Source organism: Streptomyces sp. NPDC006691 (assembly GCF_042869955.1).
Taxonomy (GTDB): Bacteria; Actinomycetota; Actinomycetes; order Streptomycetales; family Streptomycetaceae; genus Streptomyces.
Genome location: NZ_JBIAGW010000023.1, coordinates 93763 through 109302, shown reverse-complemented (window position 1 = coordinate 109302; position 15540 = coordinate 93763). Strand labels below are relative to the sequence as shown.

General features: G+C 66.6%; 10 protein-coding genes. 4 read left to right on the top strand and 6 right to left on the bottom strand.

All coding sequences use genetic code 11. The annotated features are described in order from the left end of the window. Positions 1 to 230 precede the first annotated feature (230 nt). The 4 genes from ACFYNP_RS33615 (at position 231) to ACFYNP_RS33600 (ending at position 9056) form a co-directional block, all read left to right on the top strand. Entirely contained in the window at positions 231 to 3992 is a 3762-nt protein-coding gene (locus tag ACFYNP_RS33615; RefSeq protein WP_388790929.1) for an AAA family ATPase, read from the top strand. A 598-nt stretch (positions 3993 to 4590) separates the two neighbouring features. Next, entirely contained in the window at positions 4591 to 6276 is a 1686-nt protein-coding gene (locus ACFYNP_RS33610) for an ADP-ribosylglycohydrolase family protein (protein ID WP_388790927.1), read from the top strand. Positions 6277 to 6308: 32 nt separating this feature from the next. After that, on the top strand, positions 6309 to 7373 hold the full coding sequence (locus ACFYNP_RS33605) for an ADP-ribosylglycohydrolase family protein (protein ID WP_388790925.1): 1065 nt from the start codon (positions 6309 to 6311) through the stop codon (positions 7371 to 7373). 627 nt (positions 7374 to 8000) lie between these two features. Further along, positions 8001 to 9056 (top strand): EcsC family protein, encoded by a 1056-nt coding sequence (locus tag ACFYNP_RS33600; protein ID WP_388790923.1) that lies wholly within the window; start codon positions 8001 to 8003, stop codon positions 9054 to 9056. Positions 9057 to 9211: 155 nt separating this feature from the next. Here the strand turns inward: ACFYNP_RS33600 and ACFYNP_RS33595 are convergent, their stop codons facing one another. The 6 genes from ACFYNP_RS33595 to haaT form a co-directional block, all read right to left on the bottom strand. Continuing rightward, positions 9212 to 9514 (bottom strand): hypothetical protein, encoded by a 303-nt coding sequence (locus ACFYNP_RS33595; RefSeq protein WP_388790921.1) that lies wholly within the window; start codon positions 9512 to 9514, stop codon positions 9212 to 9214. A 60-nt stretch (positions 9515 to 9574) separates the two neighbouring features. After that, complete coding sequence (locus ACFYNP_RS33590; RefSeq protein ID WP_388790919.1) at positions 9575 to 10093, bottom strand: DUF3293 domain-containing protein; 519 nt, start codon at positions 10091 to 10093, stop codon at positions 9575 to 9577. A 625-nt stretch (positions 10094 to 10718) separates the two neighbouring features. Beyond that, positions 10719 to 11198 (bottom strand): cyclophane-containing RiPP N-acetyltransferase HaaN, encoded by a 480-nt coding sequence (gene haaN / locus ACFYNP_RS33585; RefSeq protein ID WP_388790917.1) that lies wholly within the window; start codon positions 11196 to 11198, stop codon positions 10719 to 10721. Positions 11199 to 11239: 41 nt separating this feature from the next. Then, positions 11240 to 12403: an FxsB family cyclophane-forming radical SAM/SPASM peptide maturase gene (locus ACFYNP_RS33580; protein WP_388790937.1), complete on the bottom strand. Its 1164-nt coding sequence runs from the start codon at positions 12401 to 12403 to the stop codon at positions 11240 to 11242. Between the two features lie 13 nt (positions 12404 to 12416). Beyond that, a complete protein-coding gene (haaA, locus tag ACFYNP_RS33575; RefSeq protein WP_388790915.1) occupies positions 12417 to 12608 on the bottom strand; it encodes a HaaA family cyclophane-containing RiPP peptide in 192 nt (63 codons plus the stop codon). Positions 12609 to 12757: 149 nt separating this feature from the next. Further along, positions 12758 to 15538 carry a cyclophane-containing RiPP biosynthesis TPR protein HaaT gene (haaT, locus tag ACFYNP_RS33570; RefSeq protein ID WP_388790913.1) on the bottom strand — a complete coding sequence of 927 codons (2781 nt, stop codon included), beginning with the start codon at positions 15536 to 15538 and terminating at the stop codon, positions 12758 to 12760. Positions 15539 to 15540: the final 2 nt, after the last annotated feature.

Below are 15540 nucleotides of genomic sequence, written 5' to 3'. Positions count from 1 at the left end.
TGGCACCTGCCCAGAATCACTGGCTGACGTCAGGACGGCAAGGCAATTGGACGGAGCACGCACACGCTCGGTGATCATTTGTCAGACAAGCCCTAAGGGGTTGTGCTACTCGCCGTGACCGCGCCGAGGATTGCCCCACGGACGGCTCTCTCAGTTGGCACCCACAGCCCGCCGGCTGATGTCTAGGCTTGGCGGACACAGTCAACACGTGATCTGCGGAGGGGCAAGCGATGGCCTACGTGCAGCATCTGTCTGTGCGCGTTCCATGGCACGACACGGGCTGGGAGGGCACGATCTGCGCCGACCCAGTTGCCAACCACTCGTGCCTCGCGCTTGGCAACATCGCCAAAGACCGTGATGACCAGCACGAGGCGACCCACAAAGGACAGGCGTGGAGCACGCTGGGAGAGAAATTGCCTCCCTGCGCCCTGGAACGTGGCAGCTTCATGAGCGACCGCTCTCACACCGTGCGGCGCACCCACCCCTATGCCTGGTTCCTAAAGGAACTGCGGCCAGCCAGCCTCCCGGTTCCGGCCCACTCCGTTCACGGCATCCCCTACTTCTGGCTCAACCGCAGCAACATCGAGGAAAGGGTGCTCGCGGAGCAACCCGTCCCCGGGTACCGCTCCGATGCAGAAGATGAAATCGCTCGGAATTTCGACAAAGAAGCACTGCCATGGGTGATGCATGGCGATAATCAGCAGGCCATTATCAAGACATTCTTCCGATACGTCACACCCCAAGATTCGCTGATTTTCTTCTACCTCAAGCACTCCCCCTTCGAGAACCAGCCCCGGCGCATGCTGGTCGGGGCTGCCACGGTAACCAGCACAACCGGGCCTGAGCCGTGGCCTGGAGCGCAATCCAGTAAGTTTCCTAGCCACATGTGGGAGACCACACTGAGACACAGCCTGCGCCCCGACGGCACCGGCGGCATCCTCTTGCCCGTCCAGGCATTGGCCAACCTGGCAGCTCGCGGCGTGGACGTAACCTCGACCTTAGCCGTGGCTCCTGAGACCGGCCGGAACTTCTCCTATACCACCGAGCACATTTCACCGGACTGCGCGGTGGCGTCGTTGATGGAGCTCTACCGCGCCACGCAGGCCGCCATCTCGTTGGGAGAGCCCACCATCGGCGTCCCTGAGGCGTCGCTTCAATGGCTGGATGAGCAATTGGCCCGGGCGTGGGAACGCCGCGGCCCCGCCCCCGGCCTTCCGGCCGTCCTGCAGTACCTCGGCTTTCGCCACTCCACCTTCGCTGCTCACCGACTACTGTCCGCGGTTGACGACGGCGGAGACCCATGGCCACTGCTGGAGAACCTCCTGGAGGGGCTTGCCGACCCACCCGACCTCACGGAGCTGGCAACCCAAACGCGTAGTGCCATCTGGAAAGGCACGAGCGAACTCGACCGCCGCGCCCTGAGGACTCTCTCCCGCTTCGACCTGACACCGGAAACAATTGCACGCGTCATGGGCGGCCAGACCGGCGTGCCAATCACGCCCGAGGACTTGCTGGACAACCCTTACGACCTTGTGACCTGCACCGTCGATGATGGCGAGCCGATCGCCTTCGAGACCGTGGACCGTGGCTTGTTTCCCGACCTCCAGCTCGCCGAGCACCACCCATTGCCACTCACGCACCCCTTCGACGACCCAAACGATCAACGCCGCCTCGACGCCGCGATCACAACTGTGGTGGCCCGCGCTCAAGCGGAGGGACACACTCTCCTGCCGTTCCAGCAGGCAGCCGAGCGCCTCGCGCTTCTCACAGTCACTGCGCCGCTGGCCATCGAGTACTCGATCCTGAAGCCCCTGGGGCTGGTTCCAAGCAAGTTGTTGCCTTCGGATAGCGAAGATCTCCCGGAACCCTGGAGCCAATTGCGCCGTGCTGACATCAACGGCGGCGAGCCTGCCTACAAGTTGGCCTCAGCCGCAGCGCGCCGCGACTTCATCCGTGAGCGCCTGAACCAGGTTCTCAAAGCCCCTCTCCACAAAGTCCCCTCTAATCTGTCTTCAGCCCTTGATCAGATTCTCGGGAACCTGGCCGCAGATGCAGATACGAAAACCGAGCAGCGAGCTCAATTCGAGAAAGCCGCCGCGTTCGAGGAAATGTATAAGCGGCGCGTGACAATCTTGAACGGTCCAGCCGGCACTGGTAAGACGACGTTGATTCAAGCGCTGGCCAAGCGGACGGAAGTGCTGGAGCGAGGCCTCCTACTACTGGCTCCGACCGGCAAAGCGCGCGTTCAGTTGGAGCAGAAGGTGGGCCGACCGGCCTTCACACTCGCCCAGTTTCTGCGCATCCGAAGGCGCTACGACGATCAGTACGCCCGCTACCTCACCGACCCGGAAGGGGACCGCATGCGGGTGGGAACGGTGGTGGTCGACGAGGCGTCCATGCTCACCGAGGACATGCTCGCCGCATTGTTGGACGCCGTAGAAATCACCGATCGTCTGATCCTGGTCGGCGACCCGCGCCAACTACCACCCATCGGTGCTGGGCGACCATTCGTCGACCTTGAACGCCACCGCAGACCCACCACCATGCCATGGCCACGCATTGCCCCAGGGTGGGCAGAGTTGACCGTTCTTCGCCGTCAACAGGGTCGAGATCGGGCGGATCTCGCACTCGCCCATTGGTACAGCGGAGACGGACACCCGGACGACGCGGAGAACGTGTGGCGAACGCTCCTGGCCGGACACGACATGCAGACCCTGCGGGCCGTTGCGTGGAACGGCCGTAGTCCCTCCCGCGTCCTTGAGGATGTGCTGCGAGAGGAGTTCGGGGTCCGCGACGAGCTGACCTTCACCCATTCCTACGGCGCCACTACCTGGACGAACGCGCACGGCAATCAATACCCCAACTACTCCACTGCCTCAGCTTTGTGCGATCAGTGGCAGGCGCTGTCGCCAACTCGCGGCCGGGCGCATGGGACCACCGACCTCAATCGCCACCTCAAGCAGACTTTCCGTCAACGAGCACTGGCACAGGCACACACTCGTCCCTTCGAACGGCGAGTTCCCGAACCGCTCGGTCCAGAGCAGATCGTCGTCGGCGACAAGGTCGTCAACACCCGTAACCAGTTGCTTCCCGCGTACAAGCCGCAGAGTCGAACTGCGGAGAAAACGTACGTAGCCAACGGCGAGCTTGGGGTAGTCACCGGCCAGCTGCGATCCAAAGGATCGCGTACTCCGCCTTGGCAGACACAGGTCGAATTCTCCTCGCAGCCTGGCCTGAGGATTACCGCTGCGCGGGTCGGCTCAGACGACGAACCATCCATGGAGCTGGCTTGGGCACTGACCGTTCACAAGAGCCAAGGAAGTGAATTCGGCACGGTCATTCTTATGTTGCCCGCGAATCTGCAAGGAGTCTCAAGGGAGCTGCTCTACACAGCATTGACGCGCCAGACCGAGAGGGTGATCATCTGCCACGAAGGATCCCTGAACGAGCTGCGAGAAGTGGCCCGCCCTACAGCATCCGACACCGCACGCAGGCTTACCGACCTCACCAGGGCACCGAAGCCAGTCCCGGTGCTTGACGCTGAAGGACACCGTATCGGCCTCTTCGATGCGAACCTCATCCACATCACCCACTTTGGCCTGCCGGTGCGCAGCAAGAACGAAGTGATCATCGCCGACCTCCTCCAGCGTCACGCACAGGGACGCTTTTCGTACGAGCAGCCGCTGATTGGACGTGACGGCAGGAGGAGGTTCCCCGACTTCACCATCACCACCGACGACCCCAACAGACCGATCTATTGGGAGCACTTGGGCATGCTCGACAACCCGGAGTACGCCCGAAAGTGGGAACAGAAGAAGGCCTGGTACGCAGAACACGGCATTCTCCCGGGTGGCGGGCCGCAAGGAGTGTTGCTGGTCACTGACGACCTGCACGGGGTAAAGGAGGACGAGTGGGAGGACGAGTTCAAGAAGCTCCTCGGGGCCGCAATTAGCATCAGACCGCGGCAAATCACCCGGAGACCGCGGACGTAATAGCGCGTCCGCGGGGCGTCGGAAACCGCCCGGCGGACTCTGCATCCGATGCGGTGACGCGCTGAGGCGCGCCTGGGTCAGCTCTCCGTGGCACCGTTCGTAGACCACTCGTTGACATCTGCGACCGATCCTCGCGCCGGACACGAACGCCCACGCCTGGCTGCATATACACCGAGCAATGCTCAGCCGCGCATACGACCCCGTACTTGTTCGAAGGCAGTCGCTCCATCTGTCCGCTTCCGCCCCCTCCCGCACCCGCTCGTCCACAACCGCAGCAGAACCCAAGCGACTCGCTCTACCGCCCCCCCTCACCGTAGCCACGGCTGAACGACCGGCTGCTGCCACTACTCCACTCACCCAGCCGAGATCGGACGGATCGCGTGGTTCCAGGCGCCGATCTCGGCAAACTTCCAGTATCGTCTCATTGACGATAAGCGGGATGCCCTGTCAGGCTGACGGAGCGTCAATGTGCCGAGGAGTACTCCTTTTTCGGCATTCTGCAGCGCCTGCGCCGTCCCCGTTTATTCCGCGTGGGATCGAGCCTGCACGCCATCGCCCGCCCCGCTCTCCGCGCGCCACCGCACCTTATGGAGTTCCCATGGCCCATGCCCCGCAGCCCCGCCTGGACACGCGGGCCACCGACCGGGCCGCCGGTGTACTGCTCGGCGCGGCCGTGGGCGACGCGTGCGGCGTGCCCTACGAGTTCAAGGCGACGCTGCGCGACGACCAGCAGCCGCGGATGATCGGCGGTGGCCTGGGGCCGTACGAGCCGGGCGAGTACTCGGACGACACTCAGATGCAGGTCTGTATCGCCGAGGTCGCGGCTGGCGGGGCGGATCTGCGCACCCCGGAGGCCCTTGACGCGATCGCCACCAACTTCCAGGGCTGGCTGAGCGGCGGCGCCAGTTACGTCGGCTCCCAGACCCGCGCCGTCCTGGGCGCCGCCCGCAGCGTCCCCGGAGCGCCGGGCGCGGCGATGCTGGCCGCCGCCCGCAGCTTCACCGCCGGCAACGACCGCAGCGCCGGGAACGGCTCATTGATGCGCACCGGCATCGTCGCCCTCGCCTACCTCGGCGGTGCCGCCGCGATGGCCGAGGCCGCCACCGCCGTCAGCGCGCTCACCCACCCGGACCCCGACTGCGCCGACGCCTGCGTGCTGTGGTGCTCCGGCATCCGCACCGCGGTGCTGCACGGGACGTTCGAGGGCGTGCGCGCCGGCCTGGACCTGCTCCCCGCGGAGCGCCGGGGGGTGTGGGCTAGGCGGCTGGACGAGGCGGAGGCCAATCCGCCGCATCACTTCGCCAACAACGGCTGGGTCGTCCACGCGCTTCAGGCCGCCTGGTCGGCGATCACCCGCACCACCGTCCCCGAGTTGAGCCCGGCCGAGAGCAGCTTCCCCGCGCAGCACTTCGGCCTCGCCTTGGAGGCGGCGGTACGGGCCGGGACGGACACCGACACCGTCGCGGCGATCGCGGGCGCCCTGCTCGGCGCGCGCTGGGGCTGCTCCGGCATCCCGCTGGCGTGGCAGCAGGCCGTCCACGGCTGGCCCGGCCACACCGGAGCCGACCTGGTCCGGCTGGCGGTGCGTACCGCCAGGGGCGGGAACGACGACGCCCAGGGCTGGCCGTCGGCGCCCCGCATGTCCGTCGGCGACCACCGCGGCTTCGCCATACCCCACCCGCACGACCCCGGGGTGGTGCTGGGCAACCTGGCGCTGGCCCAGGACGCCGAGCCGGTCCCTGTCGAGGCCGTGGTGTCACTGTGCCGTACCGGCACGGACCCGATCCTGCCCGGCACCGACGTCGAGCACGTCGGCGTGTGGTTGGTGGACAGTCAGGGGGCGAACGCCAACCTCCACTACGTTCTGGACCAGGCCGCCCGCCAGGTGGTGCGGTTGCGTCAGGAAGGCAAGCGGGTCCTGCTCCACTGCTTTGCCGGGCAGAGCCGTACCCCGGCCGTCGCTGCGATCTACAGTCACCTGGCCACCGGCACCGACTCCAAGACTGCGCTGAACGACCTGCGCCGGGTGCTGACCAGCGGCTGGCATCTCGAGGCACACCCGGAGATGCACGACGCGGTGCACGAGCTGACCGCCCGGCGCGCCGGAGGCGGGCAGCCGGCCAGTCCAGGCGTTGCAGCGACTGATCCGACCGCGGCCGGGTCGGCACCGGCCCACCGCACCGCACCGCACCGCGGGAACGGGACCGGGCGCAGGCCGAGCACAGGCAGGGGGCGCTGGACCTGGGCCCTGGCGAGGAGCCGGAGCAGCCGAGGGAGGTCCTGAAGGAGAAAGGGGCGGCGTCCCGGGTACGCGGGATGATGCTGGGCCTGGCGCTGGGAGACACGCTGGGCGCCGCCCGGGGCAAACTGCCGGCCGACGGCCCGCTGCGGGCCGGTGTCAGCACCCAGTTGGCCTGCTTCACCGCAGAGGGCACGATCCGCGCGTGGGTGCGCGGCGAGCACAAGGGCATCTGTCATCCACCGTCGGTGGTGTGGCACGCCTACTGCCGGTGGGCGGCCCTGCAGGGGATCGAGGTCGAGCGGATGCGCCAGCGCTGGGCCCACGGCGACGAGGTGTGGCCCAACGGCTGGCTCGCCCAGGTGCCCGTGCTGGCCGAGCGGCGCGGTTCAGCACCGGCGACCGTGGCGGCCCTGTCCAAGACCGAGCAGGGAAACATCGGGATGCCGACGTCCAGCCGCGGCTGCCACGCGCTCACCCGCACCCTTCCTGTCGCCGTGGTTGGCGCCGCACACGGCTCGAAGCAGTCAGTCCAGTTGGCCCGGGAGATCGCCGCCCTCACCCACGGCGACCCAGCCGCGCAGTCCGCGGCAGCCCACGCAGCCGTGCTGGTCAACCACTGCCTGACCAGCACCCCGGAAATGCAGGACTCGCTGTTCGGGGGGCAGTCGCAGGTGCAGCAAGCTCTGCAGAAGGGCCTCCTTGCCCTTCGTGGAGCCAAGCACAGCCTGGACGCGCGGGAACTCGACCAACTCGCCGAGGCGCTTCAGGAGGCTATCGCTCATCCGGCAGACGCCAAACGGCTCGCAAAGCTCGCACCGGACGCCACCGCACCCTCGGCACTGCTCGGCGGCCTGTATGTCGCCGCCTCCTTCCCCGACCGGGACCAGGTGGGCGCCGCGCTGCGCTTCGCCGCCGGGGCGCCGGACGGCGACTCGGTCGCCTGCGTGACCGGCGCACTGCTCGGAGCGGCACACGGCGTGGAGGCACTCCCCATCGATCTGATCAGCCGCCACGAACTCGCGTGGGTCCTCGACACCCTGGCCCGCGACCTCGTCGCCCAGTTCACCGACTCCCCCAGTGGTGGCGATTACAGCGGCGGCTGGGACCCACACTGGTTGGACCGCTACCCCGGCTGGTGACCCGCTGGCCCCGCCTCGACGACATCGCTGGGACCAGTCGAGGACGTCGAGGAGGAGCCAGAAGGATGTCTTCCGGGAACAGAGGCGACTGCCTGGCGGCAGGGGCGAGTGAAGTCAGGTTCCCTGTAGCCGTGCGCTGGGCAAGGTGCTCACATCGCGGGAGGACATTCCCTGGCCGACGGCAGAGGGCATGGGTGGCTTTACACGGCATTGGGTCTGCACCACGGTCCGCGGCCAGACGTTGTTCACCCCGTGGGCAGTTCCTTCAGCCCGTCGCAGACCAGCATCAGGACGTCACGGACCCCCGGCTTTTGAGTTCGGTCAGGACCTGCTGCCAATGCTTGGCGCCTTCACAACCTTCGCTGGCCCCCCAGCCCAAGGATGTTCCCTCGAACCCTCCAGGTACCTCGTCAAACGCGTATTCTGCTTCACGATGTTCCTCCCCGGGAGACTCACCAGTACTAACTAGCGCCCTCCGGACGGGAGTTACACAACTCACCGTACAGGCCGGCGAATCTGGCTGAGGTCATGGCGGGAAGCTACAAGGAGTTCCTCGTCCAGCGGCGCAGACTCATGGTCGCGATCATGCGGGACTGCTTCCAAGCAATCTGATACTGAGGCGACGACATGACTCTCTCTGCTTACGAACAACGGGAGTGGGACCAACTCCAGAAGCGAAAGGCGGCTTCCCTCAACAAGCAGGCGAGGAACCTCCTTCCGCAGCAGGCCCGGGACCGACTCGCTTCGCTCGGCCAGAAGGCGATGAGCACCCCGGGCGCCGACAAAGTGGCTGCCGCCTACGGCGGAGCCGCAAAGGGTCTCGGCAAGGTTGTGGGAGACACCGCAGGCCGGACAGTGAGCAAGAAACGTGTCGTTGAGCAGTATCGACGTACCGGACACGACATCGCCGGGTTGGACGAGATCCGTGAGCTCGACCTGCGGGTCGTCGATGAGGTTTCGAGGCACAACTTGGTTCGGTACGGCCACGCGCTCTCGGCAGCGGCTACCGGCCTCGGATCCGCTGCGGCCGTGACCGGCGGAGAGGTGCTCGCCGGCGCCGGAACAATCGCCGGCGCCGGCGCGGGTGCCGCACCCGGACTCGGGACCGTAGCCGGGGCGATGCTCGCCGACACCGCGATGATGCTCGCCCTTGCCACGCGAACGGTCGCCGCCACAGCTCTCTACTACGGCTACTGCCCGAGCGATCCCGAAGAAGAACTCTTCGTGATGTCCGTGATCGCTCTCGGAATGGCCACCGGCACATCGGCGAAGACGGCCGCGTACCGTGAACTGTCTCAACTCACCCAGTTGCTGGCACGGAACGCTCCTTGGGCCAAGTTGAACGAGAAGGTTCTCACCAAGATCGCCCAGACGTTCGCAGCGAAGTTCACGCAGCAGCTGACGAAGAAGAAGCTCGGGCAGTTCGTGCCCATCGCCGGCATGGCTGTCGGCGCAGGGCTGAGTTACAGGCACATCGATCGCATCGCTGTTTCGGCGCGCGACGCATATCGCGAACGCTTCCTGATCGACAAGTCGGGCGGCGACCTGACCCGTGACCCGAACTACGGCGACGCCGACCCCTCGCAGGACGATGACGCGATCGGCGTGATCGAACTGCTCCGGGAGGAGGATGCTCTGCCGACGTCTCCCCCGTCCGACTCCGAGGACCAGCCGGACAACTGAGCTCGGCGAAGCACTGCAGGAGAACCGTTAGGGGCCCGAATCAGCTGTCGCCGACCAACAGGCGAGAGCAGCATTTACGGAGGTCAGGGCGCACTTTCCGGAGATTCTCAATATCAGCCAACTCCGCTTGGGGAGTTCGAGCTCCACTTCGACCTCTAACGAGTTGTTGCGGGAACAGTGACGGAGTAGGACTCGAGGCGAAATCCAGTGCGCTGTTCACACGCTCGTCGGCGATCGTGGATGTGCTTCACGCGGTAGGCGAGTCGGTTGCTCCGCTGTGCGACCTCAACGGGCGTCACCGGGACGTCACACTGCCGCAGCCACCTGACGGGGTCAAAACGCTGATTGGTGACGGTGAGTGCGTCGGCCAGGTCGAGGGCAAGGATGCGCCGGGCACGATCGTCAGCATCACTGTCGGCGATGACGGCGGCGAGAGTTTCGTAGTTGCCGCGGTTCATGAGTGTGGCTCCCTCGGGGTGCAAGGCTGTCTTCTTGGCATGTGCGACTGATCGTTGGGGCTACGCGACAGACGGCTGGGAACCCCGTTGAGGTGCTGGCGTGAGGAGGGCAGCGTGCCAGTCGGCGATGACCGTGTCGTGGGCCGCGTCGGTGCAGGCCAGTAGTCGCCATGACGCCGGTGACCAGGCGAACACGGCGTCCTGGCCGAAGCGTCGGCCCAGGTTCCGGGCCTGGGCGTCGTCCATTCCGACGACGGCTGCGCTGATTTCTGCGTGAGTGTCGGCCAGATCGCCTCCGACGGCTGGCCACCACTGCAGCCTATTGAGGCCGATGCTGTGCAACAGCTCGTGTTGCGCCCGAAGGTTGGCTCGGACACTGGTGTTGCGTCCGCCGGGGTTGAAGGCGGTGACGATGTGGATCGAGTGCACATCGTTGAACGGGTATGGGAGGCTCGTCACCCCGCCGTCCGAGGGACCCGCTGCGACACGAATACTGTGTGCGGGGAAGGCGATGTCCACAACCGCGCGCAGATAGTGCGACCACTGCGCAGGCTTGGCGACATGAGAAACGGCAGGCACAGGAGTCTCCTTTGAAAGGGGACCCCCTTACCTGCCAGCAGGGAGATCTATAGAGCCGCTAACGCGGGTCAACCGCAGTTGCCAGGTGTTGATCACCTGACGGACGGGATGCTGTCACATGGCCCTGCTCGAAGTCCATAGGCTGCCCCAAGAGAGGCGTCGTTGCTGCACACCCCTCGCCGCGCTGGCGCAGCCGCCAACCGCGACGCCCGCACCGGCATGAAGGTCGACTCTCCGATCAGCTTCGTTGTGCCGCCAACGAAGCCTGACACTCCTCACACCGCCGAGTCGCCCGCCGGGTGGTGTTGCCGACGGTGGCCACCGCCGGACAACTACTGCCCAGACGGTCCCAGAGTCCGGGCGCAGGATCGCGAATCCACCCCCACCGCGGCGGCTTCACCAGCTCCTCTGTGAGGTGTGTGCATGCCCCCGGTAGGTGCGCGTACCGCGTGGATGAGATCAGGATCGTGTCCGCAGGGAAACGCCACCATTCCTGTCGTGGCTGGGACGCGGAACGCGACTTCGGCACGGACCCGTCAGGTGGGCAGCCGCACCCCAGACCGATGATGCACTCACACCGTTCGCAGCGTTCTTCCTTCACAACCTCGCTCGTTCCCATGCCTTCTCATGACTCGCCGACTTCGACCCTGTAGACGATCTTCCCGTCGAACTCCGCGAACCCGAGCGACTTGTAGAAGGCTCGGGCGCCCGGGTTGTCGCGGTCGGTCATCCACTCGACGCGGCTGCACCCTGGGCGGGCCGCAGCGATGGCGCGCAGCTCGTTCATGAGGCGTTCTCCGACTCCCTGCCGACGGAGCACATCACGGACGTAAAGCTCCTTGAGGAAGAGGGAGTGGGTCGACCCCGCCGACGGCCACAGAAACGAATACGCGGCGAGACCGACAATGTGTCCGGCCTCGTCCTCGACCAGCAGGGCGGAGGCGAGGGGCGGTGAACCGAACAGGGCTTCCTCGACCTGGTCCTGGCGCTCGTCGAAAGGCTGGATCTCGGCGTCGGTCGTGCCGTAGAACCGCTCGATCTCCTCGATCAGTTCAGCCAATCCTTGGAGGTCGCTCTTCTCGGCGGGCCGGATCGTCACGGTCATCGGCGTGCAACTCCTGTCGTTTGCGCTGTCGTGCATGGTGGCTACGAGGACCCGGCGGCAGAAGCCCCGAGCGCCCAGCCGTGCCGTTGTAGAGAACCCTGGACATGCCGTATGAGATACGCCAGGTCCGCGCAGTAGACGGACGGGTTCCTGTACCCACGTGCCTCGCTGAAGCGGTGCGGCAGGTAGCCGCCGCCACATACGGCCACCAGCGGACAGCATTGGCACTCCTCGGAGAGGGCGGCCGTCCCGCTCTCCTGGCGATGCAGCAGCTTGGGGTGGTGGACCGCCGCGTCGAAGGAGTCACTGAAGACATCGAGCCCGAGCCAGGACTCGCCCTCCTCCACCGAGCGCAGGGTGTCCACGCCCTCGACGGAACCGTCGGACTCGATCACGACGCTGGCCGGCGGCGCGAGCCCGAGTGTCTCCACCGCACCGCGCGCGCCGGAGCTGAGCGCCACGATGTCCTCCAGCATGCGCACGCTGTGCCGGTACTCGGGCCGGGCAAGCCAGGCATCGTAGAGGCGGCTCATCCACACCCCGTACTCCGGGACAGCGGGATCATTCCGATCCGGCGGCGCATCGTGGGTTCCGTGCGGCAGCCCGAAATCGATCACCGGAGGCTCGAACGACGCGAGGTAGTCGTGGACCTCCACTGGATCGTTCTCCAGGTCCACAACGGCGAGCAGCCCCGCGAACAGCCCAGGCCGGGACCTCAGCAGCTCGATACCCCGTACCGCCGAGGCCGCGCTCGATCGGAAGGCGTGCGTGAGCCGGTGCCGATCGTTAGCGGCGGGCGGTCCGTCGAGACTGACGCCCACCGTCACCGCGTACTGCTCGAAGAGGTCGAGCCACGCCTCCGATACGAGCGTCCCGTTGGTCTGCAACTCCAAGCGGACCTCGACGTCGGACGGGATGCCGTCCTTGAGCACGTCGAGAAGCTCCCCCAGGTGCCGGGGGCCGGCGAGCAGCGGCTCGCCACCATGCAGCACGACGTGGACGGTCCGTAGCCCGTACGTCGTCACATGCTCGGTGATCCTTCGAGCCGCCGCCCGAGCCACCTCTACGCTCATCCGCGCCGGTAGGCTCCGCCACGCCTGGTCCTTGGAGTTGAAGACATAGCAGTAGTCGCAATCAATGTTGCATCGGTTTGCAACCTTGAGGATGAAGGTGTGGAACGGCGTATGAGGTGGCGTCGGTGTCATCAAGCAGCAGCTACTACAGCGGCCACGGCCAGATCAGCGAGGCGGCATGCGCGCCGTCCCCGATGCTGTTCGAGGCGGCCCGCTCAGCCACCAGGCGGCGCTGCACGCGGGCGGCGACACGGTCCAGGACTTCGGGGCCGAGCGCGAACTCCGAGGTGTCCGGGCCGGCGGCCGAAGGGGAGGGAACATTCGTGCTGGGCGGCATTCAACGCTCCTCGTGATGGGTGTCGAGAGACTGGGACGCTGCGATGGCGATGGAAGCAAAGGGCGGTTGAAGCTACAGATCGGCTGGCAACGTAGCAGCGTCGCCACTCACCGCGACATACGGAAAATGGTCACGTATTTCGCTCCGGCTCATCCCGTCTGCGACACCAAGAGCCGCTCGACGTCGTCGGCCGACGCGCTCACGCCCAACTGTCGGTACATGGTGAGCGCTTCACGCAGCATCCCCTCGGCCTGGGCGGGGCCGTCGATCGTCCAATCGCAGCGGCCAATCCCCTCCAGCGCCCGTGCCTCCTCCAACGGACAACGGATGTCCCGAGCCAGAACCAGCGCCTGTTCGAAGTGCTCGCGCCCGGCGGTCGGGTCACCAGACGTCCGCATCAGCGCTCCCCAGTGGTTGAGCACCTCTGCCTCGCCACAGCGATCGCCGAGATCACGCAGAATCTCCAGGCTCTGCCGGAATGCCTCAACAGCAGCGTCCTGCTCACCGATGATCCCGCGGGCGATCCCCAATTCGCTCAACGAGGCGGCTTCGCCGCCACGGCTGCCGAGATCGCGATACGCCTCCAGAGCCTCCTCGAGCACACGGATCGCTGTCAGCATGTCCCCGGACAGACGGTTCAGCACACCGAGGTGGCGGACGCTGTTCGCGCGCCCGAAGCGTTCGCCGAGCTCGGTGTAGTGTTCCAGCGCCTGAGTGTGGGCGTCGCGAGCGCCCTCGAGATCACCGGTGAGCCGCTGCACCACGCCCAACTCGTTGAGGGCGTACGCCTGGTGGACCCGGTCGTCCAGCGCCTTGTAAATGTCGAACGCTTCGCGCTGCCGCTCGGTGGCGAGGCCGTACTCACCCATGAGGCAGTGCACAATGCCCAGGTCCCGCAGGGAGTTGGCCTCCCCGTACCGGTCGCCGAGCTCACGGTAGATCGACAGTGCTTCGGACTGGGCCTCGACGGCCTCATCGAACCTACTGGTCTGGCGCCGCACCATGCCGAGGTCGGCCAGCGCGTTGGCCTGACCGAGCCGGTACCCGAGTTCTCGGTAGAGGGCGAGCGCCTCAGTCTGGGCACGGGCCGAGGCATCGTTGTCCGCAGTCAGATACCACACGATGCCCACCTGGTTCAGGGCATCCGCCTTGCCACGCCGGTCCCCGACCGCGTCGTACCGCGTCACAGCCTCGTTCAGGGCTTCCGTCGCTTCGGGATAGGACGCCATGAAGCGCCGTACGACACCGAGCTCGGCCAGAGCGCCGGCCAGCGCCTGCTGGTCTCCGGTGTGCTGGGCGGCCCCGGCAGCCGTCCAGTGAAGCCCGACGGCCTGGTCCCAAGGGCCAGCCTGCCGCAGGAAGGGTGCCATGGCCGCGGCCAGACGGATCACGAGGTCGTGCAGAGCGAGCTCGTCGGCCTGCCGGATGCAGGCCAGGATGTTGGGCCGCTCGTTCTCCAGCCAGCCCAGGGCCGCCGTACGCGACTCCATGGCCGGGGTCTCGACGTGTCCCGCGTCGTCCGCCGAAGATGGCACCCCGGAGCCGCCGCGGACTATGTGCTCATTCGCGACGGCCAGAGCGGCCAGGTAGTAGGTGCACACACGCTGAACGGCCGGTACGTGGTCCATGCTGTCTCCTTCGTCAGCGAGACCGCGCGCGTAGTCGCGTAGGAGATCGTGAAGCCGGTAACGGCTCCCCGGGTGCTCGTCGATCAGGTGGGCGTCGTAAAGCGCTTCGAGTTGTCGGCGGGCTACCACCACCGAAACCGATCCGAGCGCGGCCCCGACGTACGCGTCGAGTTCCGTGCCCGGGTAGAAACCGAGGCACCGAAAGAAGTGCTGGCGTTCCGGTGCGAGGTCCCGATAGGACAGATCGAACGTCGCGGCGACCGCGCGCTCGCCGGCGCGCAGTTCTCCCAGCCGGTCCCGGGCCGCCACCAACCGCCCGTGCAGGTCCTCGGCGCTCCAGGACGGATGGTGCCGTAACCGCGCGGCGAGCAATGACACTCCCAACGGGAGGTACCCACAAAGCCGCACTAGATCCTCGACTACATCCCGGTCGAGTGAGTCCGCCGTCCGCCCGCTGAGCCGTATGAACAGGTCCACCGCATGGTCGGACGGCAGCGCCTCGACCGGCAGCACCACTTCCTCATGGGCAGCCAGCCGCTTGCGGCTGGTCACCAGCACGAGACAGTCGCTCCCACTGGGAAGCAACGGCTCCAGCTGCCGATAGCTGGCCGCGTTGTCGAGGATGAGCAGCGCCTTCTTGCCCGCGAGCCTGCTCCGCCATATGGCGGCCCGCGCCTCCGTGATCGCCCCGACATCGTCGCCCACGGGTATCTGCTGCGTCGGCACACCGGTGGCCGCGAGGAGCGACGCGAGAGCCTCGGTCGCCTGCACCGGGCTGCGCCCCGTTGTGTGCCCGTTCAGGTTGACGAAGAACTGCCCGTCGGGAAACCGCTCGGAGAGCACGTGCCCCGCGTGTACGGCGAAGGTCGTCTTCCCCACTCCGGGCATCCCGTCGATGACGTGGACCAGCAGGGCCTCACCAGTCTCCTGCGCAACACGTACCGAGCGCACCAGTAGCTCCAGCTCGGCCGACCGATCGGTGAACGCCGCGGTGTCTCGCGGCAGCGACCGCAGCACCAGGGCAGCCCCGGGCGGACCTGATCCATCATCCGGGCGCACTGTCGGCTCAGGGCTCTGCCCCGGCGCCCGGTGATCGTCCAACGCGGCAAGTAACGCCGTCAGCCCGGCCGTGACCACCCCCAGAATGACGAACGACAGCCAGGGATGCGCCTGCAACCACCCCAGCCATGAAGGCCAGTGCGACTGTTGGGAAACGGCGTTCGTGACCAAGCCCACGAGCATGGTGGTGATCGCGCCTCCGCCGGCGATGACGGCGATCGTCGCGCCGCGCCTCGCTCTCATGA